This is a genomic window from Yersinia entomophaga, assembly GCF_001656035.1.
Lineage (GTDB): Bacteria > Pseudomonadota > Gammaproteobacteria > Enterobacterales > Enterobacteriaceae > Yersinia > Yersinia entomophaga.
In genome coordinates this window covers 1,680,988-1,703,366 of the sequence record NZ_CP010029.1, presented here as the reverse complement: position 1 = coordinate 1,703,366, position 22,379 = coordinate 1,680,988, and the positions used below count along the sequence as shown (strand labels likewise).

The window sequence follows — 22,379 nt, the reverse complement described above, 5'->3', positions numbered from 1 at the left end:
CTAAAAGGAAATTATTTATGAGTATAACAATTAAATACCAAGAAGAATTTGCCGAATTTAGTGTTTCATCTTACCTAAAAGCGTGGGCTGCGGGGTTCGGTAATATCGAACTGGCTCCGGTTAAAGATCGTGGGCAATTTTACGGGGGATCGGATGGTTTTAATGGCCATCAATTTACTATTGGCAGTTCGCATAATACGGAAACCAGCCTGATAGCGAAGGGTAACTTACATTACACCTTTTATCCTCAGCATACGCTCCATGGCAATATTGATGAGGTGCAGTTTGGTGAAGGGCTAGAACCTAGCGTCGGCGGGGGAAGACACATCGTAAAAACGGAGGTCACCTTTAGTGGTCTGGCTATCACTGGGCAATATGATCCTGCGCTCACTGAGGAACAAAATCATCAGAGCGATTTGCACAAAACGTTATACGGTTTAATGAAAGGAGACCCTGATCCGATGCTGGAAATTCTCAAAACGAGTGGGGTGGATGTTGACAGCGCCTTCAACACGTTATCTATAGCTAGCCAGTATAATTCTGGCGACGTGATAGATGACGCACCATTTATCGAAGCAATTGGTGTGGCAGAGTACAACGAAATGTTGTTAGCCGCCTGATAAAGCGCTGCTGGGAAATACCCCTTTGACTGAATGAAAATGTCACCGCCGTGCCAATAGGGAAATAAGGTGCGGTGGTGATTTTGATATACATTGTTCAAGCATTTTTACGAGTTGTACTGCTCTTTTGGAATGGTAGCTGCGGTGCGAATTAAAAGTGTGATTACAGTGTGGAAACGGACCCATGCCATTAGCTAATACCTCTCAAACGACCTTACCTCCGATTTTAGCGGTTTTAATCTGTGATAAAACCAGTCTATGGGGAATAGGGATATTCACCGCAATTATCAATTTGCTGATGTTGGCTCCCGCAATATATATGTTACAGGTCTACGAGCGCGTCTTGGCCTCAGCAAACACCATGACGTTACTGATGCTGACTTTATTAGTTTTGGGCGCTTTTGCTTTGATTGGCTTATTAGAATGGGTGAGAGGAGCCGTCGTTATTCGTTTAGGCACCAGAGCCGATATGCAGTTGAATCAGCAGGTGTTTAACTCGACCTTCCAATCAATTTTGCAAGGTAACAAAATTCAGGCCGCGCAGGCACTTAACGATCTGACGACGCTACGCCAGTTCGCCACCGGCAATGCGTTGTTTGCCATTTTTGATGCGCCCTGGTTTCCCTTCTATTTATTGGTGATTTATCTGCTGCACCCTTGGCTTGGAGCGATGGCAACCATTGGGGCAGGCGTGCTGATTCTACTGGCTTGCACTAATCACTGGGCATGTAAAAAACCATTAAAACAGGCCTCTGAAATCACTTCGCGGGCAACTTTGCAGGCAAACGCCCATTTACGTAATGCCGATACCATCGCGGCGATGGGGATGCTAAAAGCTTTGCGGGAACGATGGCTAACTCAGCATTGCCGCTTCCTTTATCTGCAAAATATTGCCAGTGACAGAAGCAGCCGCATTAGTGCGTTAGCCAAGTCCAGCAAGTTAACGCTGCAATCAATGATGCTGGGATTAGGATCATTGCTGGTTATTCGAGGAGAAATTACGGCTGGAGTGATGATTGCGGGATCAATATTGATCGGGCGAGTATTGGGGCCGATCGATCAATTGATTGCAGTCTGGAAACACTGGAGCCATGCCCGTCTGGCTTATCAGCGTTTAACTGATTTGCTGGCTAATCAGCAATCCTCATTGACGACAGAAATAGTTTTGCCTGACCCTCTGGGTCAGTTAACCGTCACTCAATTACTCGCCTGCCGAGCTGGCACTTCGGTTCCTATCCTGCATTCCGTCAATTTTACCCTGCAACCGGGGGAGGTTCTTGGCGTTTTGGGGCCATCAGGAAGCGGTAAATCCACGCTGGCGAGGTTACTGGTTGCTAGTCAGACAGCATTCAGTGGATCAATACGACTAGATGGAGCAGAAATTTCTCATTGGAACAAATCCTTACTGGGAAAATTCATCGGCTATCTGCCACAAGATGTGCAGTTATTCCAAGGGTCGGTGGCTGAAAATATTGCTCGTTTTGGCGTGCTGGATTCATCCCAGATTGTGGCTGCTGCAAAGATGGCGGATGTGCATGATTTGATTCTACATTTGCCAAAGGGTTATGACACTCAGCTGGGTGATGGTGGGGAAGGACTGTCCGGAGGACAGAGCCAGAGAATTGCGCTGGCGCGGGCTATGTACGGGATGCCGCGGCTGATTGTGTTGGATGAACCGAATGCCAGCCTAGATGAAGGCGGAGAAAAGGCGTTATTAGCGAGCATTGAACAGCTAAAACGGCAGGGTAGTACGGTGGTTATGATCACTCATAAGCCTGAATTATTGTCTGGCAGTGATTTTTTATTGCTTCTAAAAAACGGGCAACAGCAGCTGTTTGATCGCACTGCGGCAGTGCTCAGCAGTTTTTACGCCAAAGATAATATCGCTTCGACGCGAAAAGCAGATAAAAAAAATGTCTGGGGTAACGTGGCGAATTATCGGTTTGTTCCCGCCGGGAGAACATCACAAGGTGACTAATCCAAAAGCCACGGAAAGGGGCGAAATCATGCCGTTTGCCACCGCTCAGGAACCGCTGCAAATTAATAGCGGACGCTATCTTTATATTGGCGGGCTGCTGGTGTTGATTTGGTTTATTGGTTTTTTTATTTGGGCCGGTTTTGCGCCACTAGATAAAGGCGTCGCTGTCGCCGGAGTTGTGGTGGTCACAGAAAATAGAAAGGTGGTTCAGTCTTCGCAAAGCGGGCGAATCAGTCAGCTACATATTGCCGAAGGTAAATGGGTAGAAAAGGGACAATTGCTGATTTCGCTGGATGATACAACGGAACGGAGTCAGCGAGATAATCTACAGCAGCAGTATTTTTCCTTACTCTCGCTAGAGGCGCGTTTAATTGCTGAGAAAAATCATGAGGCGGAGATCCGCTTTCCAGTCGCATTATTAACGCAGCGTGAGAAGCCCCATATTGCTGAGCTCATGGTTTTACAACAGCAACTTTTCTACCACCGATATCAGGCTCAACAAGCGGAAATAGCGCGTTTGTCAGCGGAAATAGCTCTTTTACGCGCTCGCCATGCCGGGTTGCATAGACAACGAGCAAATAACCAACTTCAGTCCGATTTAATTCAGCAACAGTTAAAAGGTGTGCGTACGCTGGCAAAAAGCGGCTATGTGGCGCTTAAACACCAGCTTGATATGGAAAGCCAGGCTATTGCATTGAAGGCTTTGGTGGATCAGCACCGTGGCCATATTAGTGAAACTTGTCAGCAAATTAAGGCGAATGAGCAACGATTATTACAGCAGGTTGAGCAATATCAGGCAGATATTCATGAGCAGTTAGCTAAAACTCAGCGACGGTTGCAGGATTTAGATCAGCAAATTCGCGTAGCGGAATATGATCTGGCCAATATGCGCATTTATGCACCAGAAAGCGGCATCATTATCGCCTTGGCACAGCACACCGTGGGGGGCGTTATCGGCTTTGGGCAGCAACTGATGGAAATTGTTCCTAGCGGGCGCCCACTGTTGATTGAAGCTCAGCTACCCATCGAATTAATCGATAAAGTTGCGGTAGATTTACCTGTAGAACTTATTTTTTCCGCTTTCAACCAAAGCCATTCTCCTCGATTGCAGGGAAGCGTTCTGCATATAGGCGCTGACCGATTGAATAACCCAAGCAGCTTACAGCCCTATTATCCATTAACTGTGTCGATCAATACGGATGAAGCACAGCAAACTCACACAGAAAAAATCCAGTCAGGTATGTCCGTCGATATTTTTATTCGCACCGGAGAGCGTTCACTACTGAGCTATTTACTGAAACCCTTGGCCGATCGTCTGTATGCCGCGTTGGCAGAAGAGTAAACGGCTGCTCTTACCTAATGAAAGTTACGCTATTAATTGAATAACAAAGGAATGTGATGATTTTATCCGTGGAAAATACTCACTCTTCAGTTTGTCGTGGCTCCTCGGCGATATCTTTGTGGTGCGGCGGGTTGTTATCTTTTGCGTTGCATTTGACCGGGCTGTGGTTTTTGGCAGAGCGATCTGTTTCTCCGTTACCGCCAGATTCCCTGTCCGCCGTAGTGCTAACGCTGTCAGCGGAAGCAGAATTTGCACCAAGCCTTGAAAAAATTCAGGTAGGCGTTGAACAAGAGCCAACTTTACCCGTCGGTGAATCGCAGACAGAACAACATATTGAAAATAATAACTTTTTGGCAGAAGAGCCTTCCCTTGATTCCGTATTACCCGCCTTGAAACTAAAACCGAAAATAGCAAAAAAGCCAAGTGAAAAGGCTAACGCGCTTAAATCTAAAACCGTTATAAATCAAGAAAATAATGAAAGACTGTCGACTGTGATGAGCAAGAGTTCGCCGTTATCAGGGACAGCCCAGCGCGTATCGGCACCTAATAATAGTCACTCATTACAACATGTTCAGGCACGAGCAAACTGGGCTGGCGTTTTACAAAGCCATTTAGCTAACTTCAAGCGCTACCCTCCCGGAGCCAGAAAGCAAAAGCGGCAGGGCACCGCGATCGTTAAATTTATCGTTGATAGCAAAGGGCGAGTGCTATCCGCTACTTTGACCAGTAGCAGCGGCACTCTTTTATTAGATCGTGAGGCATTAGCTATTTTAAAACGTGCCCAGCCCCTACCTTTTCCGCCGACTGAATTGTTATCTGGTGGGCAGGTGATTATCTCGCTGCCGGTAGATTTCGAGATAAAACAGAGAGCCGAAGCCGCCAGATAAATATGTACTTTCGGCGCTCATCACGCATTCACCAACTGCCTAAACGAGTTTCCAGCTTTGCGAATACAAGCTCAGTCGGTTAGTTTTGTTGCACACAGCAAGCCCATTGGCGAGCAGACTCTAACGAGACGATTTCTGTGACTAACAGGCCAAACGTGAGCATAAATAACGATTTAAGCTAATCCCTTCTCCTGTCGCATTGATGGCTAAACGCCGATGTTGGTCGGGAGGCATACGCAGCACTAATTTCCCGCTGAAGTGCTTCTCTGATAACGGTATCGGCGGTGTTTCACCGGAGCGAACCATTTTGGCCAGAATATCTGCCACTACTACCGTTATTCCATCCAGCGCCTGTACTCTGGTAGGCGCTAACCATGACACGCTGGGGAATTCGGCGCATAAACCAATAAATTCCGCGTCCTCTGCCGACCAGGTAATGCGGTAGGTGTAGTGTTCAATATTAACCATGGATCATCTCCTCTAACTTTCCTAGAGATGTAATTACTTGTTTCACTTGATAAAACTTCGACATTCCGTTATTGCCGAGTTGAATGTTAATTCGTGGGTCGCCTTGCCAAGGCATGCTGTAGACATGATGATTGCCTGAGTTGTGTCGAGGTGGTCCTAAGTAATAACTGCAAATTTTTGCCAGTTCACTGAACTTCACTCCCGATGGGTTCGCTTTGATACGAGCAATCCGGCTTTCCATGCCTTTCATTACGCCTCCAATTCCAATGCAGTACTGTTAATACTGTTTCAAGTACATCTCTGTTATTCGCGGTGAGAAAAGTACAGTGGGGAATTTTTTGCAGCGGGGCAATCAGGGCGGAGCTTTTCAGGGAGGCGTCCCGCAGAAATAATTTAAATTCGGCGCGGAGAAAAAGAATGTAGAAAGCAAAAACCGGGCAAGACCCCGGTTTTTGCTGAGAGAAAGGTAATAGAGAGGCGAATTACTCGCCCGGACAACGTAGGCAGCGTTCTGCCTCGTCGGTTCCAAGTTTCAGCTTGGATTGCAGGTCACGCAGTGCGGTACGTAAACCCTCTTCAATCACCGGGTGATAGAACGGCATATCCAGCATCTGGTCGATGGTCATTTGCTGCTGATGTGCCCAAGCCAGCAAGTGAGCAATATGCTCAGCGCTTGGTCCTATCATTTCGGCTCCGAGGAAGCGCCCTGTACCCTGCTCGCCGTAAACCCGCAGTATGCCTTTATTACGCAGCATAACTCGTGAACGCCCCTGATTCTCGAAAGAAACTTCACCGATTTCAAAACAGCCGCAGACGCTGAATTTCTGGCTCAATTGACGGAAAGTCGAACCTACCATTGCGATTTGCGGATCGGAAAATACGACGGAAATCGGGCTTCGGCGTAAACCGGGCAACACTTCCGGGAAACTACCGGCATTTGCACCGGCAATGCGTGCCTGATCGCTGGCTTCATGTAATAAAGGAAGCTGATTACTGGCATCGCCGGCGATAAAAATATGCGGTACGCTGGTTTGCATGGTTAATCGGTCGGCTTTAGGTACACCGCGCTCATCTAGCTCCAGACCGGTATTTTCCAGCCCTAATTTATCGACGTTCGGACGGCGACCGGTGGCGGCCAATACGTAGTCCACCATGATTTCCTGCATTTCTCCATCCAGATTTTGATAGCGAATAAAGACTTTATCGCCTTCTCGCTGAATCAATTCGACTTTTACATCAGGATCGAGATAGAACTCATCGCCTAGCGTGTTGGCGGCGTATTCGCGTACTACGCTATCAGTTAGCGGGCCAACGGCTCCACCCACGCCAAACATTTTTACTTTTACGCCCAAGCGGTGTAGGGCTTGGCCTAATTCGAGGCCAATCACGCCAGGGCCGAACACGGCGACGGATTCAGGTAAGTCATCCCAGCTGAATACATCGTCGTTCACGATAAGGCGATCGCCCAAATCGTTCCAGGGTGCAGGCCAGCTCGGACGAGAACCCGTTGCGATAACAATACGTTGCGCTACGATACGGGTGTGATCGTCCACTTGCAGGGTGTTGTCATCAATAAAGCGAGCGTAGCCCTGAATTTTATCCACGGCAGGAATGCTCTCGACACCTTCCAATACGAAGCCTACGAAACGGTCACGTTCACGTTTCACGCGATCCATGACTTCGCGTCCATTAATCAGCGTTTTTCCCTGCGGATAGATCCCAAAGCCGGGCGCCTTTTCAATTTCATGCACCGCTTCGGCGGCTGCAATCAATAACTTGGAAGGCATACAGCCTACGCGGGCACAGGTTGTGCCGTATTCGCCGCCTTCAATCATTACCACGCTGGGGGTGGAAAGTTTAGCTGCGCGATAAGCGCCCAGACCGGCGGTGCCGCCACCGATTACGGCGACATCTACGTTTAAGGTTTTCATATCCGCTCCTAACAGGAAAAAAGGGTAGGCCGAGGCCTACCAAAATACTTCACGTTGGCTTCTTTTTTATTGATGTAATCAGGCTGGCAGATAGGTTTCTAAATCGTCGCTGCCACCAATATGACGGCCACCGATAAACACTTGCGGTACAGTTGAACGGCCGCTGACGGCGCGCAGACTCACGGTAGTTGCGTCTTTACCCAGTACGATTTCTTCATATTGTATACCGCGATCCTGCAACATTTGTTTCGCTTTAGCACAGAATGGGCAGCCCGGTTTGGTGAAAATAGCCACGGATTCCTGCACTTTGTATTCTGGCGCTAAATATTTCAGCATGGTGTCAGCGTCGGACACTTCAAACGGATCGCCCGGTTTGTTTGGTTCAACGAACATTTTTTCTACCACGCCGTTGCGTACCAGCATGGAGTAACGCCATGAGCGTGGGCCAAAGCCAAGGTCGGCCTTCTCTACCAGCATGTTCATGCCTTTGGTGAATTCACCGTTGCCGTCTGGCACGAAAGTAATATTTTCGGCATGTTGGTCGGCTTTCCAGGCGTTCATTACGAAAGTGTCGTTGACCGAAATGCACAGAATGCTGTCTACGCCATGCTGTTTGAACACGCCGGATAACTCGTTGTAGCGCGGTAAATGGCTGGAAGAACAGGTCGGGGTGAACGCGCCCGGCAGTGAAAATACGATAACGGTTTTATCTTTAAACAGGTCATCAGTCGTTACGTCAACCCACTGGTCGCCCTGACGGGTATGGAAAGTAACCTGTGGGACTTTTTTACCTTCTTGGCTGGTAAACATGTGTAACTCCTTAATTAGAAAACATAATTTTTCATTTAGTTAGGCTTTTCTTTCTTGAGACACATTATTTACTTTATCTCTTGATAGATCTAATCACTGGTTGCTATCTTACCTATCGTTATTGACTATCATAAAGTGGAGAGCAGATGAACATTCGCGATCTCGAGTATCTGGTGGCTTTGGCCGAGTTTCGTCATTTCCGACGTGCTGCGGATTCCTGCCATGTCAGCCAGCCGACCTTAAGCGGCCAGATTCGTAAGTTGGAAGATGAACTGGGTGTGATGCTGCTGGAGCGAACCAGCCGTAAGGTGCTGTTTACCCAGGCTGGCTTGCTGTTGGTGGATCAGGCCAGAACCGTATTGCGGGAAGTAAAAGTGCTCAAAGAGATGGCCAGTTTGCAGGGCGAGAGTATGTCCGGGCCGCTACATATTGGTTTGATTCCCACTGTCGGGCCATATTTATTACCTCAAATTATTCCGATGCTGCATCAGGCTTTTCCAAAGCTGGAGATGTATCTACACGAGGCGCAGACTCATAATCTGTTGGCACAGCTGGACAGCGGTAAACTGGATTGCGCTATTTTAGCGTTGGTCAAAGAGACCGAAGCTTTTATCGAAGTGCCGTTATTTGATGAGCCAATGAATCTGGCGGTTTATTCCGACCATCCATGGGCGAAGCGTGACCGCGTGCAAATGCATGAATTAGCAGGAGAAAAATTATTGATGCTGGAAGATGGTCACTGCTTGCGCGATCAGGCAATGGGTTTTTGCTTCCAGGCGGGTGCTGAGGAAGATACCCATTTTCGCGCGACCAGTTTAGAAACTCTGCGCAATATGGTCGCGGCGGGCAGCGGCATCACCTTATTGCCATCACTGGCGGTACCAAAAGAAAAAGAGCGCGACGGTGTCTGCTATCTGGAATGCTACAAACCGGAGCCGAAGCGCACTATTGCTCTGGTTTATCGCCCCGGCTCCCCATTGCGTGGCCGCTATGAGCAACTAGCCGAGGCGATACGCGATCACATGCAAATTCGCATGAGCGCGCCGTTAGAACAGGCGGTTTAAGCCATTGAGAGCCGCAACGCGATAGGCTTCGGCCATGGTTGGATAGTTGAAGGTAGTATTCACGAAATACTCCAGGGTATTACCTTCACCTTTTTGTTCCATAATGGCCTGACCGATATGAATAATCTCTGCGGCGCGTTCGCCAAAGCAATGAATACCCAAAATCTGTTTGGTTTCCCGATGGAATAAAATTTTCAGGCTACCAACATCCATACCGACGATCTGCGCCCGAGCCAAATGCTTAAACTGCGCCCGGCCAACTTCATAAGGCACTTTCATCGCTGTCAGTTCCTGCTCAGTTTTCCCGACGGAGCTGATTTCAGGAATGGTATAAATTCCGGTAGGAATATCATCAATCAGATGAACCTGCGCTTCCCCTTGAATCATGGCCTGCGCAGCAATTCGGCCCTGATCGTAAGCGGCGGATGCCAGACTTGGATAGCCAATCACATCTCCTACGGCATAGACATGAGGCAACGCGGTTTGGTACATGCTATTGACCTTCAGCAGACCACGACTGTCCGCTTCCAGACCGATATTTTCCAAACCGAGTCCGCTGGTGTTGCCGGTACGCCCGTTGGCATACAGCAGGCAATCGGCTTTCACTTTCTTGCCGGACTTCAGGTGGACGATAACGCCATCAGGAGTGCCTTCAATCTGCTCAAACTCTTCGTTGTGGCGGATAACCACGCCGTTATTCCAGAAGTGATAGGAGAGCGCATCGGACATTTCCTGATCGAGAAATGCCAGCAGACGATCACGGGTGTTGATTAAATCAACTTTGACGCTCAATCCCCGGAAGATCGATGCATATTCACAGCCAATCACTCCCGCACCGTAAATAATGACGTGCTGTGGCTCGTGGCTGAGCTGCAAAATAGTGTCGCTGTCGTAAATACGCTCGTGGGTAAAATCAACGTTCTCCGGGCGATAAGGCCGCGAACCGGTCGCGATAACGATGTTATCGGCCGTCAGGCGATCGGACGTGCCGTCGGCGTAACGTACGTTAAGGGTTTTGGCGTCGACAAAGCTGGCATCACCGGAAAACATCTGACAATGGTTACGATCGTAAAAACCTTGTCGCATGCGGGTTTGCTGGTTAATGACCCGATCGGCGTGGCGCAAAATATCGGAGAAAGAGGAGCTGATGGCACGCGAGTTGTCGCTGTAAAGTGGGTTCTGGTTGAATTCAATAATACGGCTAACGGCATGGCGCAGGGCTTTGGAAGGAATGGTACCCCAGTGGGTACATCCACCGCCCACATTGTTATACCGTTCAATCACGGCAACGCGAGCCCCTTGTTTCACCAATCCCATAGCGGCACCTTCACCGCCAGGGCCCGAGCCAATAACGATGGCATCAAAATGGAAGTGCTGTTGCATGTAGGAGAGACCTATTTTTATACAAAATTACAACGATACATTAACATCATCCTATAAATAACCCAATCATCATTAGGCAGTTGGCTTTGGCTCCTGCTGTAAATTCGTTCTTACGCGGATAAGGATGATGTGTTTGTATAGTCGTTGTTACTATAAAGTTTGGTATATTGCTTACTATATGGCTTAGCTAAAGAAAATGGATATCTTTTGGGTACGATTATGGGCGTCAGAGCACAACAAAAAGAGCGAACGCGTCGTTCCCTGATCGAAGCGGCGTTCAGCCAACTGAGTGCGGAGCGGAGTTTCGCTAGCTTGAGTCTGCGGGAAGTTTCCCGCGAAGCCGGTATTGCGCCTACTTCATTTTACCGCCACTTCCGCGATGTAGATGAACTGGGCCTGACTATGGTGGATGAAAGTGGCCTGATGTTGCGTCAACTGATGCGCCAGGCTCGCCAACGCATAGCCAAAGGCGGTAGCGTTATCCGCACCTCGGTCTCAACCTTTATGGAGTTTATTGGAAACAATCCGAATGCCTTCCGTTTGCTACTACGGGAGCGTTCCGGTACCTCGGCGGCTTTCCGTGCCGCTGTAGCCCGCGAAATTCAGCATTTTATTGCAGAACTGGCCGACTATCTCGAATTGGAAAATCATATGCCGCGCAGCTTCACCGAAGCGCAGGCTGAGGCCATGGTCACAATTGTGTTCAGTGCCGGTGCGGAAGTGCTGGACGTTGATATTGAACAACGGCGACAGTTAGAGGAGCGGTTAGTCTTGCAGTTACGGATGATTTCCAAGGGCGCTTATTATTGGTATCGCCGTGAACAGGAAAGGCTTGCTGTATCCCGTGTTGAAGAAAAGTAAAGTAAGGAAGAAGATGATGGAACAACCTCGCCGTGAAAATGGCACCCTTATATTGGCGTTGATTGCCGGGCTTGCAGTAAACGGTTCTTTTGCCGCATTGTTTAGCTCATTCGTTTCTTTTTCGCTATTCCCGTTGCTGGCTTTGGTTCTGGCCGTTTACTGTCTGCATCAGCGTTATCTTAACTACCCAATGCCGTTGGGGCTGCCTAAACTGGCTTCGGCGTGTTTCCTGCTGGGTATTCTGGCCTACAGTGCCATTATTCGGGTCGAGTATCCGCAGATAGGCTCGAATTTTTTGCCGTCTATCCTGTGTGTGATATTGGTATTCTGGATTTTCTTCAAACTGAAGGCGCGTAAAGCAGCAGCAACAGAATCACAGTGAAATACCCGCTTATGGCATGAAATATTGAGTGGGAATCCATTAGGCTGAAATCAGAAGGGCAACGCTATGTTGCCCTTTTTGCTGTCTGATTAGTCGCGTTTTTCCAGCCACACACCGCATTCCATATGATGGGTATAAGGGAATTGGTCGAATAGCGCCAGCCGACTGATTTTATGAGTGTGTTGTAGTTGTTCTAGATTAGCTCGCAGCGTTTCCGGGTTACAGGAAATATAGAGAATACGTGGATATTCTTGCACCATCTTGATGGTTTCGTCATCCAGGCCACTGCGTGGAGGATCGACAAAAATGGTTTCGCAGTTATAGCTTTTCAGATCAATACCTTTCAGGCGATTGAACTCACGTACGCCCTGCATGGCCTGAGTAAACTCTTCCGCCGACATACGAATAATCTGCACGTTATCAATATGGTTAGCCGCAATATTAAATTGTGCCGCTGCAACGGAAGGTTTAGCAATCTCGGTAGCCAGTACCCGATCAAAATTTCGCGCCAATGCCAAAGAGAAATTACCGTTACCGCAATACAGCTCTAACAGATCGCCGCTAGCACCTTGAGTGACGTCCAGCGCCCACTCCAGCATGTGAATATTTACCGCGGCGTTTGGTTGGGTAAAGCTGTTTTCTACCTGACGATAAATCATATCGCGGCCAGCGACCGGTAGAATTTCATCGACATAGTCATGATCTAACATGATTTTGGTTTTAGCGGCGCGACCAATCAATTGTAAATCAAAGCCTTCAGCACGCAGCTGATCCCGCAATGCCATGGCGTGCTGTTGCCATTCTTCGTCCAATTGACGGTGATACAGTAAAGAAGCAATGATTTTGCCGCTGCGTGTTGATAGGTAATCAATCTGGAACAGTTTGCGACGCAAAATAGGCTGCGCGCGGATAGCGGTCATTAGCGCGCTCATCAGACGGTTGATCAGTACGCTGGCGACAGGGAATTGTTCAACGCGAATACGCTGCTTGGTGTGCTGATCAAACATGATGTGGTACAGCTCATCTTCATCATGCCAAACGCGAAACTCGGCTCTCATACGGTAATGTTCTGCCGGAGAACGAAAAACCTCCGGTTCAGGTGCCTTGAACGGCGACATCATCTCTTTGAGAGAGGCAATTTTCTCCGCCAATTGGTGATCGTAATTTTCAGTAGGCAGGATGTCGGGGGTCATGTTTCGTCTCGTCTGGCAGTAAAAAGGATGGTTATTCCTGCGGGATTGTAGGGGATGTGACTATGAAGTCCAGTTTTGTCGTGTTTATTCCTCGTTACAATCATAGCAGTCTAGACATCTATTTATGTTGATCGTAGCATTGCCGTCCGGCCTCCAGCTGAGAGTGAAATGGGAATCTGGTGTGAATCCAGAGCTGACGCGCAGCGGTAAGGGGAAGTCACGGCGATAGTTTATTAACAGACACTGTCCATAGCGGATGGGAAGTCATCGCCCGGTATTGCTTTACCTCATCTATTAAGAGTTCGCACTTTAATAAGGAGGTTGAGGCAATAAATCCCAAGCCCGAAAACCTGCCGGTATTACGTCGCAATATTTGTGGCCGTCGCGTGCTACCGGCCATGGTTCTGCGGCATCCGCCAATTAAGTTTGGATGCTTTTCATGACAATTAAAAAATATACGCTGTTCACGGCTCTATCTGTGACAGCCTTTTCTGGCTGGGCGCAAGACAGTTCCAACACCTCTTCTGACACTAGAGACCAAATGGTGGTCACTGCAAACCGCTTCCCTCAGCCAATATCCAGCGTATTAGCGCCAATGAATATCGTAACCCGTGAGGATATTGTGCGCTGGCAGGCGACCAGTATTAATGATGTTTTACGCCGTTTACCGGGTGTTGATATTGCGCAAGACGGTGGTATGGGGCAGCGTAGCTCGTTGTTTATCCGTGGCACCGAATCCCGGCATGTGCTGGTTTTGATCGACGGTGTTCGATTAAATCAGGCCGGGATCACTGGCGCATCGGATCTCAGCCAAATTCCGATTTCGTTGGTACAACGTATTGAATATATTCGTGGGCCACGCTCTGCGGTATATGGCTCTGATGCGATTGGCGGGGTTGTTAACATTCTTACCGCGCGTGAGAACCCGGGCACAACTTTATCTGCAGGGCTGGGTTCTCACGGTTATCAAACCTACGATGGTTCAACACAGCAAAAGTTGGGTGAAGACACTACAATCACTTTGGCTGGTAATTATACCTACACCAAAGGATATGACATTGTAGCGGGGATGCCGGAAGCTGGTGGCCCACGTCAGCCTGACCGCGATGGTTTTATGGGAAAAATGCTGTGGGCAGGATTAGAGCATCAATTTAACGAGCAGTTTAATGGTTTTGCCCGTGTATACGGTTTCGATAACCGCAGTGACTATGACGGCTATGCTAATTTCAGTAACCCATTAGCACTGATAGATACGCGTAAATTGTCTAGTCGCACCTATGATACGGGGCTACGCTATAAAAACGGTATTTATGCCTCTCAGCTGATAGCCAGCTATAACCGCACCAAAGATTATAATTACAGCCCACTCTTTGGCCCCCATGATATTACCGCCTCTTTAGACGATGCTGAGCAATATAACCTACAGTGGGGTAATACTTTCCAGGTGGCGAATGGCACGATCGCCGCTGGAGCTGATTGGCAGGAGCAGAAAACCGAGCGTAAGAGTAGCAATTCGAATACCACCTCTGATTTTACACAGCGTAATACCGGTATTTATCTGACAGGGCAGCAGCAAGTTAGTGATGTTACCTTGGAAGGCTCAGTGCGAAGCGACGATAATTCCCAATTTGGCTGGCATTCCACATGGCAAACCAGTGCTGGTTGGGAGTTTGTTGAGGGCTATCGGCTTATCGGTTCCTATGGAACGGCCTATAAAGCCCCTAACCTGATGCAGCTATATAGTGCTTTCGGTGGTAATGCCAATCTCAAGCCAGAAGAAAGCAAGCAATGGGAAGGGGGTATCGAAGGGCTGACCGGGGCGTTAAACTGGCGCTTGTCCGCTTACCGTAATGATATTGAACAACTTATTGATTACAGCAATCTGACCAGTAGCTATTTCAACGTCAATCAAGCCACCATTAAGGGCGTGGAATGGACAGGTTCATTCGATACCGGACCGTTATCGCATCAGCTTACTTTGGAATATCTGGATCCACGCAATGCGGAAACTAATGAAGTTCTGACTCGTCGTGCTAAACAACAGGTTAAATACCAGTTGGACTGGCAAGTTGCTGATTTGGATTGGTCTATAACCTATCAGTATCTTGGGCAGCGTTATGACAAAGACTACAGTGTTTACCCTGAAAGAACGGTAAAACTCGGTGGTGTAAGCTTGTGGGATCTTGCTGTGTCATATCCAGTCACCTCTCATCTTACGGTTCGTGGTAGAATCGCCAACCTGTTTGATAAAGATTATGAGACGGTTTATGGCTACCAAACCCCAGGACGCGAATACTACTTCACTGGAAGCTATAACTTCTAAGGCAGACACTTCCATTCGTCCGACGGCGCTGATTTTTGATTCCGGCGTCGGCGGGCTGTCTGTGTACCAAGAGATTCGGCAGCTTCTGCCGGATCTTCACTATATATATGCTTTCGATAACGTCGCCTTTCCTTATGGAGAGAAGTCCGAAGAGTTTATTGTCGAGCGTGTAGTAGAGATCGTCACTGCGGTTCAGCAACAACATCCCCTTGCCATTGTCGTCATCGCCTGTAATACCGCCAGCACCGTTTCCCTCCCAGCTTTACGTGAGCGCTTCTCTTTCCCTGTTGTTGGTGTCGTACCCGCAATCAAGCCTGCGGCGCGGTTAACCCGCAATGGTGTCGTTGGGCTATTGGCAACTCGGGCAACTGTGCACCGTTCATATACTCTGGATCTGATCGCGCGCTTTGCGACTGATTGCAAAATCGAGCTGTTGGGTTCATCTGAGCTGGTGGAACTGGCGGAAACCAAATTACACGGTGGGGAAGTGCCTCTTTCTGCATTAAAGAAAATCCTTAATCCGTGGCTGAGTATGCGTGAGCCGCCGGACACCGTGGTATTAGGCTGTACTCATTTCCCTCTATTAGCTGAAGAGCTGGCGCAGGTGTTGCCAGAGGGGACGCGAATGGTTGATTCCGGTGCTGCGATTGCCCGCAGAACTGCCTGGCTGATTTCTTCACAAGAGAATGTCATTTCTACTCAGGAAGATAATGTGGCTTATTGCATGGCGTTAGATGCGGATACTGATGCTTTATTGCCCGTTTTACAGGGTTATGGCTTTCCAATGCTGAAAAAACTCGCAATTTAATGGAGTTTTGCCTAAAAAAAAGCCGGTTGGAAAATTATTTGAAATTAGGGGTTGCAGCCTGTCAGGAACTCCCTATAATGCGCCTCCACTGACCGGGAACAACGAAACAAACTTCGCCGGGTCAGGAAGTGTTAAGCAGGCGGAAACGCCGGTTCTTAAAACGAAAGTTGAAAAGAAAAGCTTGACACTTCAGCGGGAAAGCGTATTATCTGCCTCCCGCGTTACCGTAAGATTCGCCGCAAGCGAACGGGTAACGAACGCTCTTTAACAATTTATCAGACAATCTGTGTGGGCACTCGCAAGACGATATCAAAGCCTGTTTCGGCAGGCAGAAGAAATATCAAGTCTTGAAGAGTGACCAAAGCAGTAAACATTTGAACTTCGGTTCGAATGCATATTTGCAGAAAGTAATCTTTGAGCATCGCTACTTCGGTAGCAAATCAAACAAATCTTAAATTGAAGAGTTTGATCATGGCTCAGATTGAACGCTGGCGGCAGGCCTAACACATGCAAGTCGAGCGGCAGCGGGAAGTAGCTTGCTACTTTGCCGGCGAGCGGCGGACGGGTGAGTAATGTCTGGGAAACTGCCTGATGGAGGGGGATAACTACTGGAAACGGTAGCTAATACCGCATAACCTCGCAAGAGCAAAGTGGGGGACCTTAGGGCCTCACGCCATCGGATGTGCCCAGATGGGATTAGCTAGTAGGTGGGGTAATGGCTCACCTAGGCGACGATCCCTAGCTGGTCTGAGAGGATGACCAGCCACACTGGAACTGAGACACGGTCCAGACTCCTACGGGAGGCAGCAGTGGGGAATATTGCACAATGGGCGCAAGCCTGATGCAGCCATGCCGCGTGTGTGAAGAAGGCCTTCGGGTTGTAAAGCACTTTCAGCGAGGAGGAAGGCATTTCACCTAATACGTGAAGTGATTGACGTTACTCGCAGAAGAAGCACCGGCTAACTCCGTGCCAGCAGCCGCGGTAATACGGAGGGTGCAAGCGCTTATCGGAATTACTGGGCGTAAAGCGCACGCAGGCGGTTTGTTAAGTCAGATGTGAAATCCCCGAGCTTAACTTGGGAACTGCATTTGAAACTGGCAAGCTAGAGTCTTGTAGAGGGGGGTAGAATTCCAGGTGTAGCGGTGAAATGCGTAGAGATCTGGAGGAATACCGGTGGCGAAGGCGGCCCCCTGGACAAAGACTGACGCTCAGGTGCGAAAGCGTGGGGAGCAAACAGGATTAGATACCCTGGTAGTCCACGCTGTAAACGATGTCGACTTGGAGGTTGTGCCCTTGAGGCGTGGCTTCCGGAGCTAACGCGTTAAGTCGACCGCCTGGGGAGTACGGCCGCAAGGTTAAAACTCAAATGAATTGACGGGGGCCCGCACAAGCGGTGGAGCATGTGGTTTAATTCGATGCAACGCGAAGAACCTTACCTACTCTTGACATCCACAGAACGTAGCAGAGATGCTTCGGTGCCTTCGGGAACTGTGAGACAGGTGCTGCATGGCTGTCGTCAGCTCGTGTTGTGAAATGTTGGGTTAAGTCCCGCAACGAGCGCAACCCTTATCCTTTGTTGCCAGCACGTCATGGTGGGAACTCAAGGGAGACTGCCGGTGATAAACCGGAGGAAGGTGGGGATGACGTCAAGTCATCATGGCCCTTACGAGTAGGGCTACACACGTGCTACAATGGCAGATACAAAGTGAAGCGAACTCGCGAGAGCAAGCGGACCACATAAAGTCTGTCGTAGTCCGGATTGGAGTCTGCAACTCGACTCCATGAAGTCGGAATCGCTAGTAATCGTAGATCAGAATGCTACGGTGAATACGTTCCCGGGCCTTGTACACACCGCCCGTCACACCATGGGAGTGGGTTGCAAAAGAAGTAGGTAGCTTAACCTTCGGGAGGGCGCTTACCACTTTGTGATTCATGACTGGGGTGAAGTCGTAACAAGGTAACCGTAGGGGAACCTGCGGTTGGATCACCTCCTTACCTAATGATACGCATTGCGCAGTGTCCACACAGATTGTCTGATAGAAAGTAACGAGCAAATAAGGCCGGGCTGAGAGATTAGTCGGGCTTTAGTACCTTGTTGGGTCTGTAGCTCAGGTGGTTAGAGCGCACCCCTGATAAGGGTGAGGTCGGTGGTTCAAGTCCACTCAGACCCACCAACTCATCCCTGTAGTGCGTTACCGTCACATTCGTTTATAACAATAAACGTGCGTGTCTGCGCCTTGTCTGGACATGAGTTGCAGCAATAAGGTATTTGCTTTTTATATGGGGCTATAGCTCAGCTGGGAGAGCGCCTGCCTTGCACGCAGGAGGTCAGCGGTTCGATCCCGCTTAGCTCCACCATATAAAACTATTTCAAAATATATTGCTGCCGCAAGGTGGACAGTATGTTGTGAAATATTGCTCTTTAACAATCTGGAACAAGCTGAAAATTGAAACACTGCAGCTAAAACTTGTCTCTCCGTAGATTTACCGAGACAAGGAGTCACCTGCAGGTAGAGTCTCTCAATAATCGCAGCACGATGATGTCGAAAGACACCTTCGGGTTGTGAGGTTAAGCGACTAAGCGTACACGGTGGATGCCTAGGCAGTCAGAGGCGATGAAGGGCGTGCTAATCTGCGAAAAGCGTCGGTAAGCTGATATGAAGCGTTACAACCGACGATACCCGAATGGGGAAACCCAGTGCAATTCGTTGCACTATCGTTAGATGAATACATAGTCTAACGAGGCGAACCGGGGGAACTGAAACATCTAAGTACCCCGAGGAAAAGAAATCAACCGAGATTCCCCTAGTAGCGGCGAGCGAACGGGGAGGAGCCCAGAGTCTGAATCAGTTTGTGTGTTAGTGGAAGCGTCTGGAAAGTCGCACGGTACAGGGTGATAGTCCCGTACACAAAAATGCACATGCTGTGAACTCGATGAGTAGGGCGGGACACGTGACATCCTGTCTGAATATGGGGGGACCATCCTCCAAGGCTAAATACTCCTGACTGACCGATAGTGAACCAGTACCGTGAGGGAAAGGCGAAAAGAACCCCGGCGAGGGGAGTGAAATAGAACCTGAAACCGTGTACGTACAAGCAGTGGGAGCACCTTCGTGGTGTGACTGCGTACCTTTTGTATAATGGGTCAGCGACTTATATTTTGTAGCAAGGTTAACCGTATAGGGGAGCCGTAGGGAAACCGAGTCTTAACTGGGCGTCTAGTTGCAAGGTATAGACCCGAAACCCGGTGATCTAGCCATGGGCAGGTTGAAGGTTGGGTAACACTAACTGGAGGACCGAACCGACTAATGTTGAAAAATTAGCGGATGACTTGTGGCTGGGGGTGAAAGGCCAATCAAACCGGGAGATAGCTGGTTCTCCCCGAAAGCTATTTAGGTAGCGCCTCGTGAACTCATCTTCGGGGGTAGAGCACTGTTTCGGCTAGGGGTCCATCCCGGATTACCAAACCGATGCAAACTCCGAATACCGAAGAATGTTATCACGGGAGACACACGGCGGGTGCTAACGTCCGTCGTGAAGAGGGAAACAACCCAGACCGCCAGCTAAGGTCCCAAAGTCATGGTTAAGTGGGAAACGATGTGGGAAGGCATAGACAGCCAGGATGTTGGCTTAGAAGCAGCCATCATTTAAAGAAAGCGTAATAGCTCACTGGTCGAGTCGGCCTGCGCGGAAGATGTAACGGGGCTAAACCATGCACCGAAGCTGCGGCAGCGACACTTAGGTGTTGTTGGGTAGGGGAGCGTTCTGTAAGCCGTTGAAGGTAGTCTGTGAGGACTGCTGGAGGTATCAGAAGTGCGAATGCTGACATAAGTAACGATAATGCGGGTGAAAAACCCGCACGCCGGAAGACCAAGGGTTCCTGTCCAACGTTAATCGGGGCAGGGTGAGTCGACCCCTAAGGCGAGGCTGAAAAGCGTAGTCGATGGGAAACAGGTTAATATTCCTGTACTTGGTGTTACTGCGAAGGGGGGACGGAGAAGGCTAGGCTAGCCGGGCGACGGTTGTCCCGGTTTAAGCGTGTAGGGGGGTATTCCTGGTAAATCCGGAAAACCATCAACCCTGAGGCGTGATGACGATGCACTACGGTGCAGAAGTAGTTGATGCCAAGCTTCCAGGAAAAGCCTCTAAGCATCAGGTAACATTAAATCGTACCCCAAACCGACACAGGTGGTCAGGTAGAGAATACTCAGGCGCTTGAGAGAACTCGGGTGAAGGAACTAGGCAAAATGGTGCCGTAACTTCGGGAGAAGGCACGCTGGCGCTAGGTGAAGAGACTTGCTCTCGGAGCTGAAGCCAGTCGCAGATACCAGCTGGCTGCAACTGTTTAATAAAAACACAGCACTGTGCAAACACGAAAGTGGACGTATACGGTGTGACGCCTGCCCGGTGCTGGAAGGTTAATTGATGGGGTCAGCCGCAAGGCGAAGCTCTTGATCGAAGCCCCAGTAAACGGCGGCCGTAACTATAACGGTCCTAAGGTAGCGAAATTCCTTGTCGGGTAAGTTCCGACCTGCACGAATGGCGTAATGATGGCCAGGCTGTCTCCACCCGAGACTCAGTGAAATTGAACTCGCTGTGAAGATGCAGTGTACCCGCGGCAAGACGGAAAGACCCCGTGAACCTTTACTATAGCTTGACACTGAACATTGAGCCTTGATGTGTAGGATAGGTGGGAGGCATCGAAGCGTGGACGCCAGTCTGCGTGGAGCCAACCTTGAAATACCACCCTTTAATGTTTGATGTTCTAACTCGGCCCCATAATCTGGGGTGAGGACAGTGTCTGGTGGGTAGTTTGACTGGGGCGGTCTCCTCCCAAAGAGTAACGGAGGAGCACGAAGGTTAGCTAATCACGGTCGGACATCGTGAGGTTAGTGCAAAGGCATAAGCTAGCTTGACTGCGAGAGTGACGGCTCGAGCAGGTACGAAAGTAGGTCTTAGTGATCCGGTGGTTCTGAATGGAAGGGCCATCGCTCAACGGATAAAAGGTACTCCGGGGATAACAGGCTGATACCGCCCAAGAGTTCATATCGACGGCGGTGTTTGGCACCTCGATGTCGGCTCATCACATCCTGGGGCTGAAGTAGGTCCCAAGGGTATGGCTGTTCGCCATTTAAAGTGGTACGCGAGCTGGGTTTAGAACGTCGTGAGACAGTTCGGTCCCTATCTGCCGTGGGCGTTGGAAGATTGAGAGGGGCTGCTCCTAGTACGAGAGGACCGGAGTGGACGCATCACTGGTGTTCGGGTTGTCATGCCAATGGCATTGCCCGGTAGCTAAATGCGGAAAAGATAAGCGCTGAAAGCATCTAAGCGCGAAACTTGCCTCAAGATGAGTCTTCCCTGGGGCTTTAAGCCCCCTGAAGGAACGTTAAAGACTATGACGTTGATAGGCTGGGTGTGTAAGTGCAGCGATGCATTGAGCTAACCAGTACTAATGATCCGTGAGGCTTAACCTTACAACACCGAAGGTGTTTTAGAGAGCGTTTTGATTTTCAGCATTGTTAACAGATTGGATTGACTGGCTGTGTGGTGTAAATCACGTGGCGGGTTGATTGAAACAGAATTTGCCTGGCGGCAATAGCGCGGTGGTCCCACCTGATCCCATGCCGAACTCAGAAGTGAAACGCCGTAGCGCCGATGGTAGTGTGGGGTCTCCCCATGCGAGAGTAGGACACTGCCAGGCATCAAACACAAGTTATCAGAGTGACATCTGGTGGCTAAACAGCAAGGACATGCTGGCCCTAACGGGAATATATACGGAAGTATAAGTAACAGAATCGGTGGAGCGGTAGTTCAGTTGGTTAGAATACCTGCCTGTCACGCAGGGGGTCGCGGGTTCGAGCCCCGTCCGTTCCGCCACCCTCTTTTAGGGGCGTAGTTCAATTGGTAGAGCACCGGTCTCCAAAACCGGGTGTTGGGAGTTCGAGTCTCTCCGCCCCTGCCAAATAAATAACCCTTCGCGAAAGCGAGGGGTTTTTTATTTGGATCAAACAAATAAAAGCTACACTTTTGCAGTTATTATCCATTACCCTGACCTCCTGACCTCCTGACCTCCTGACCTCCTGACCTCCTGACCTCCTGACCTCCTGACCTCCTGACCTCCTGACCTCCTGACCTCCTGACCTCCTGACCTCCTGACCTCCTGACCTCCTGACCTCCTGACCTCCTGTTATTGTCTGATTTTCATTCGTATCCCGCCGAAGTAGCCCTCATTTTCTCGTTAAATATATTAAATAATCTTAAAATTCAAAGAGCCAGTGTTAATTAATTACATTTTTAAGGCCAATTTCGTACAGCACATTGTTAATTT

15 protein-coding genes, 4 tRNA genes, 3 rRNA genes and 1 riboswitch are annotated in these 22,379 nt (G+C 49.3%); of the genes, 16 read left to right on the top strand and 6 right to left on the bottom strand.

Going from position 1 to position 22,379, the window contains the following annotated elements; all coding sequences use genetic code 11:
• Positions 1-17 precede the first annotated feature (17 nt).
• The 4 genes from PL78_RS07770 (at position 18) to PL78_RS07755 (ending at position 4,827) form a co-directional block, all read left to right on the top strand.
• Positions 18-620 carry a heme acquisition protein HasA gene (locus PL78_RS07770; RefSeq protein ID WP_064514521.1) on the top strand — a complete coding sequence of 201 codons (603 nt, stop codon included), beginning with the start codon at positions 18-20 and terminating at the stop codon, positions 618-620.
• 184 nt (positions 621-804) lie between these two features.
• Positions 805-2,598 carry a type I secretion system permease/ATPase gene (locus tag PL78_RS07765; protein WP_064514519.1) on the top strand — a complete coding sequence of 598 codons (1,794 nt, stop codon included), beginning with the start codon at positions 805-807 and terminating at the stop codon, positions 2,596-2,598.
• A gap of 28 nt (positions 2,599-2,626) precedes the next feature.
• Positions 2,627-3,940 (top strand): HlyD family type I secretion periplasmic adaptor subunit, encoded by a 1,314-nt coding sequence (locus PL78_RS07760; RefSeq protein WP_064514517.1) that lies wholly within the window; start codon positions 2,627-2,629, stop codon positions 3,938-3,940.
• A gap of 221 nt (positions 3,941-4,161) precedes the next feature.
• A complete protein-coding gene (locus PL78_RS07755; protein WP_158513760.1) occupies positions 4,162-4,827 on the top strand; it encodes an energy transducer TonB in 666 nt (221 codons plus the stop codon).
• A 141-nt stretch (positions 4,828-4,968) separates the two neighbouring features.
• On the opposite strand, the gene PL78_RS07750 is transcribed toward PL78_RS07755, so the two are convergent.
• The 4 genes from PL78_RS07750 to PL78_RS07735 form a co-directional block, all read right to left on the bottom strand.
• Complete coding sequence (locus tag PL78_RS07750; RefSeq protein ID WP_064514513.1) at positions 4,969-5,295, bottom strand: type II toxin-antitoxin system HicB family antitoxin; 327 nt, start codon at positions 5,293-5,295, stop codon at positions 4,969-4,971.
• Positions 5,288-5,545: a hypothetical protein gene (locus PL78_RS07745; protein WP_064514509.1), complete on the bottom strand. Its 258-nt coding sequence runs from the start codon at positions 5,543-5,545 to the stop codon at positions 5,288-5,290. The genes PL78_RS07750 and PL78_RS07745 overlap by 8 nt, the downstream gene beginning before the upstream one ends.
• A gap of 232 nt (positions 5,546-5,777) precedes the next feature.
• A complete protein-coding gene (locus PL78_RS07740; RefSeq protein ID WP_064514507.1) occupies positions 5,778-7,226 on the bottom strand; it encodes a dihydrolipoyl dehydrogenase in 1,449 nt (482 codons plus the stop codon).
• 78 nt (positions 7,227-7,304) lie between these two features.
• Positions 7,305-8,036 carry a glutathione peroxidase gene (locus PL78_RS07735; RefSeq protein ID WP_064514505.1) on the bottom strand — a complete coding sequence of 244 codons (732 nt, stop codon included), beginning with the start codon at positions 8,034-8,036 and terminating at the stop codon, positions 7,305-7,307.
• Positions 8,037-8,182: 146 nt separating this feature from the next.
• Between PL78_RS07735 and oxyR the strand changes: the two genes are divergently transcribed.
• A complete protein-coding gene (gene oxyR, locus PL78_RS07730; RefSeq protein WP_064514503.1) occupies positions 8,183-9,100 on the top strand; it encodes a DNA-binding transcriptional regulator OxyR in 918 nt (305 codons plus the stop codon).
• On the opposite strand, the gene sthA is transcribed toward oxyR, so the two are convergent.
• Entirely contained in the window at positions 9,083-10,483 is a 1,401-nt protein-coding gene (gene sthA / locus PL78_RS07725; RefSeq protein WP_049601641.1) for a Si-specific NAD(P)(+) transhydrogenase, read from the bottom strand. The two genes, oxyR and sthA, sit on opposite strands and share 18 nt — an antisense overlap.
• 219 nt (positions 10,484-10,702) lie before the next feature.
• Here sthA and fabR point away from each other — a divergent pair, with 219 nt between their 5' ends.
• Together fabR and PL78_RS07715 are read left to right on the top strand one after the other, a co-directional pair.
• The gene (gene fabR, locus PL78_RS07720) at positions 10,703-11,344 is read left to right on the top strand and encodes an HTH-type transcriptional repressor FabR (protein WP_049601644.1); all 642 of its coding nucleotides are present in this window, start codon (positions 10,703-10,705) and stop codon (positions 11,342-11,344) included.
• 16 nt (positions 11,345-11,360) lie between these two features.
• Positions 11,361-11,726 carry a YijD family membrane protein gene (locus PL78_RS07715; protein ID WP_064514501.1) on the top strand — a complete coding sequence of 122 codons (366 nt, stop codon included), beginning with the start codon at positions 11,361-11,363 and terminating at the stop codon, positions 11,724-11,726.
• Between the two features lie 89 nt (positions 11,727-11,815).
• Here PL78_RS07715 and trmA read toward each other — a convergent pair whose 3' ends face one another.
• On the bottom strand, positions 11,816-12,919 hold the full coding sequence (gene trmA / locus PL78_RS07710) for a tRNA (uridine(54)-C5)-methyltransferase TrmA (RefSeq protein ID WP_064514500.1): 1,104 nt from the start codon (positions 12,917-12,919) through the stop codon (positions 11,816-11,818).
• A gap of 130 nt (positions 12,920-13,049) precedes the next feature.
• Positions 13,050-13,291, top strand: a riboswitch (cobalamin riboswitch).
• A gap of 67 nt (positions 13,292-13,358) precedes the next feature.
• Here trmA and btuB point away from each other — a divergent pair.
• From btuB to PL78_RS07665, 9 genes are all read left to right on the top strand, one after another.
• Positions 13,359-15,242, top strand: a complete 1,884-nt coding sequence (gene btuB / locus PL78_RS07705) for a TonB-dependent vitamin B12 receptor BtuB (RefSeq protein WP_064514498.1) — start codon at positions 13,359-13,361, stop codon at positions 15,240-15,242.
• The gene (gene murI / locus PL78_RS07700; RefSeq protein ID WP_064514496.1) at positions 15,187-16,050 is read left to right on the top strand and encodes a glutamate racemase; all 864 of its coding nucleotides are present in this window, start codon (positions 15,187-15,189) and stop codon (positions 16,048-16,050) included. Before btuB ends, murI begins: the two co-directional genes overlap by 56 nt.
• Positions 16,051-16,503: 453 nt before the next feature.
• Positions 16,504-18,046 (top strand): 16S ribosomal RNA (locus PL78_RS07695).
• A gap of 102 nt (positions 18,047-18,148) precedes the next feature.
• Positions 18,149-18,225 (top strand) — tRNA-Ile (locus tag PL78_RS07690).
• A 108-nt stretch (positions 18,226-18,333) separates the two neighbouring features.
• A tRNA-Ala gene (locus PL78_RS07685) sits at positions 18,334-18,409 on the top strand.
• Positions 18,410-18,618: 209 nt separating this feature from the next.
• Positions 18,619-21,525 (top strand): 23S ribosomal RNA (locus tag PL78_RS07680).
• A gap of 111 nt (positions 21,526-21,636) precedes the next feature.
• Positions 21,637-21,752, top strand: a 5S ribosomal RNA gene (gene rrf / locus PL78_RS07675).
• The 16S, 23S and 5S rRNA genes sit together here with 4 tRNA genes alongside, the layout of an rRNA operon.
• A 99-nt stretch (positions 21,753-21,851) precedes the next feature.
• A tRNA-Asp gene (locus tag PL78_RS07670) sits at positions 21,852-21,928 on the top strand.
• Between the two features lie 9 nt (positions 21,929-21,937).
• Positions 21,938-22,013 (top strand) — tRNA-Trp (locus PL78_RS07665).
• Positions 22,014-22,379 lie beyond the last annotated feature (366 nt).

Excerpts from the sequence above, each read along its gene's own strand:
- PL78_RS07770 (WP_064514521.1), top strand. The coding sequence starts at position 18 with ATGAGTATAACAATTAAATACCAAGAAGAATTTGCCGAATTTAGTGTT.
- oxyR (WP_064514503.1), top strand. The coding sequence starts at position 8,183 with ATGAACATTCGCGATCTCGAGTATCTGGTGGCTTTGGCCGAGTTTCGT.
- PL78_RS07750 (WP_064514513.1), bottom strand. The coding sequence starts at position 5,295 with ATGGTTAATATTGAACACTACACCTACCGCATTACCTGGTCGGCAGAG.
- btuB (WP_064514498.1), top strand. The coding sequence starts at position 13,359 with ATGACAATTAAAAAATATACGCTGTTCACGGCTCTATCTGTGACAGCC.
- PL78_RS07715 (WP_064514501.1), top strand. The coding sequence starts at position 11,361 with ATGGAACAACCTCGCCGTGAAAATGGCACCCTTATATTGGCGTTGATT.
- PL78_RS07740 (WP_064514507.1), bottom strand. The coding sequence starts at position 7,226 with ATGAAAACCTTAAACGTAGATGTCGCCGTAATCGGTGGCGGCACCGCC.
- murI (WP_064514496.1), top strand. The coding sequence starts at position 15,187 with ATGGCTACCAAACCCCAGGACGCGAATACTACTTCACTGGAAGCTATA.
- PL78_RS07745 (WP_064514509.1), bottom strand. The coding sequence starts at position 5,545 with ATGAAAGGCATGGAAAGCCGGATTGCTCGTATCAAAGCGAACCCATCG.
- fabR (WP_049601644.1), top strand. The coding sequence starts at position 10,703 with ATGGGCGTCAGAGCACAACAAAAAGAGCGAACGCGTCGTTCCCTGATC.
- trmA (WP_064514500.1), bottom strand. The coding sequence starts at position 12,919 with ATGACCCCCGACATCCTGCCTACTGAAAATTACGATCACCAATTGGCG.
- PL78_RS07735 (WP_064514505.1), bottom strand. The coding sequence starts at position 8,036 with ATGTTTACCAGCCAAGAAGGTAAAAAAGTCCCACAGGTTACTTTCCAT.
- PL78_RS07760 (WP_064514517.1), top strand. The coding sequence starts at position 2,627 with ATGCCGTTTGCCACCGCTCAGGAACCGCTGCAAATTAATAGCGGACGC.
- sthA (WP_049601641.1), bottom strand. The coding sequence starts at position 10,483 with ATGCAACAGCACTTCCATTTTGATGCCATCGTTATTGGCTCGGGCCCT.
- PL78_RS07765 (WP_064514519.1), top strand. The coding sequence starts at position 805 with ATGCCATTAGCTAATACCTCTCAAACGACCTTACCTCCGATTTTAGCG.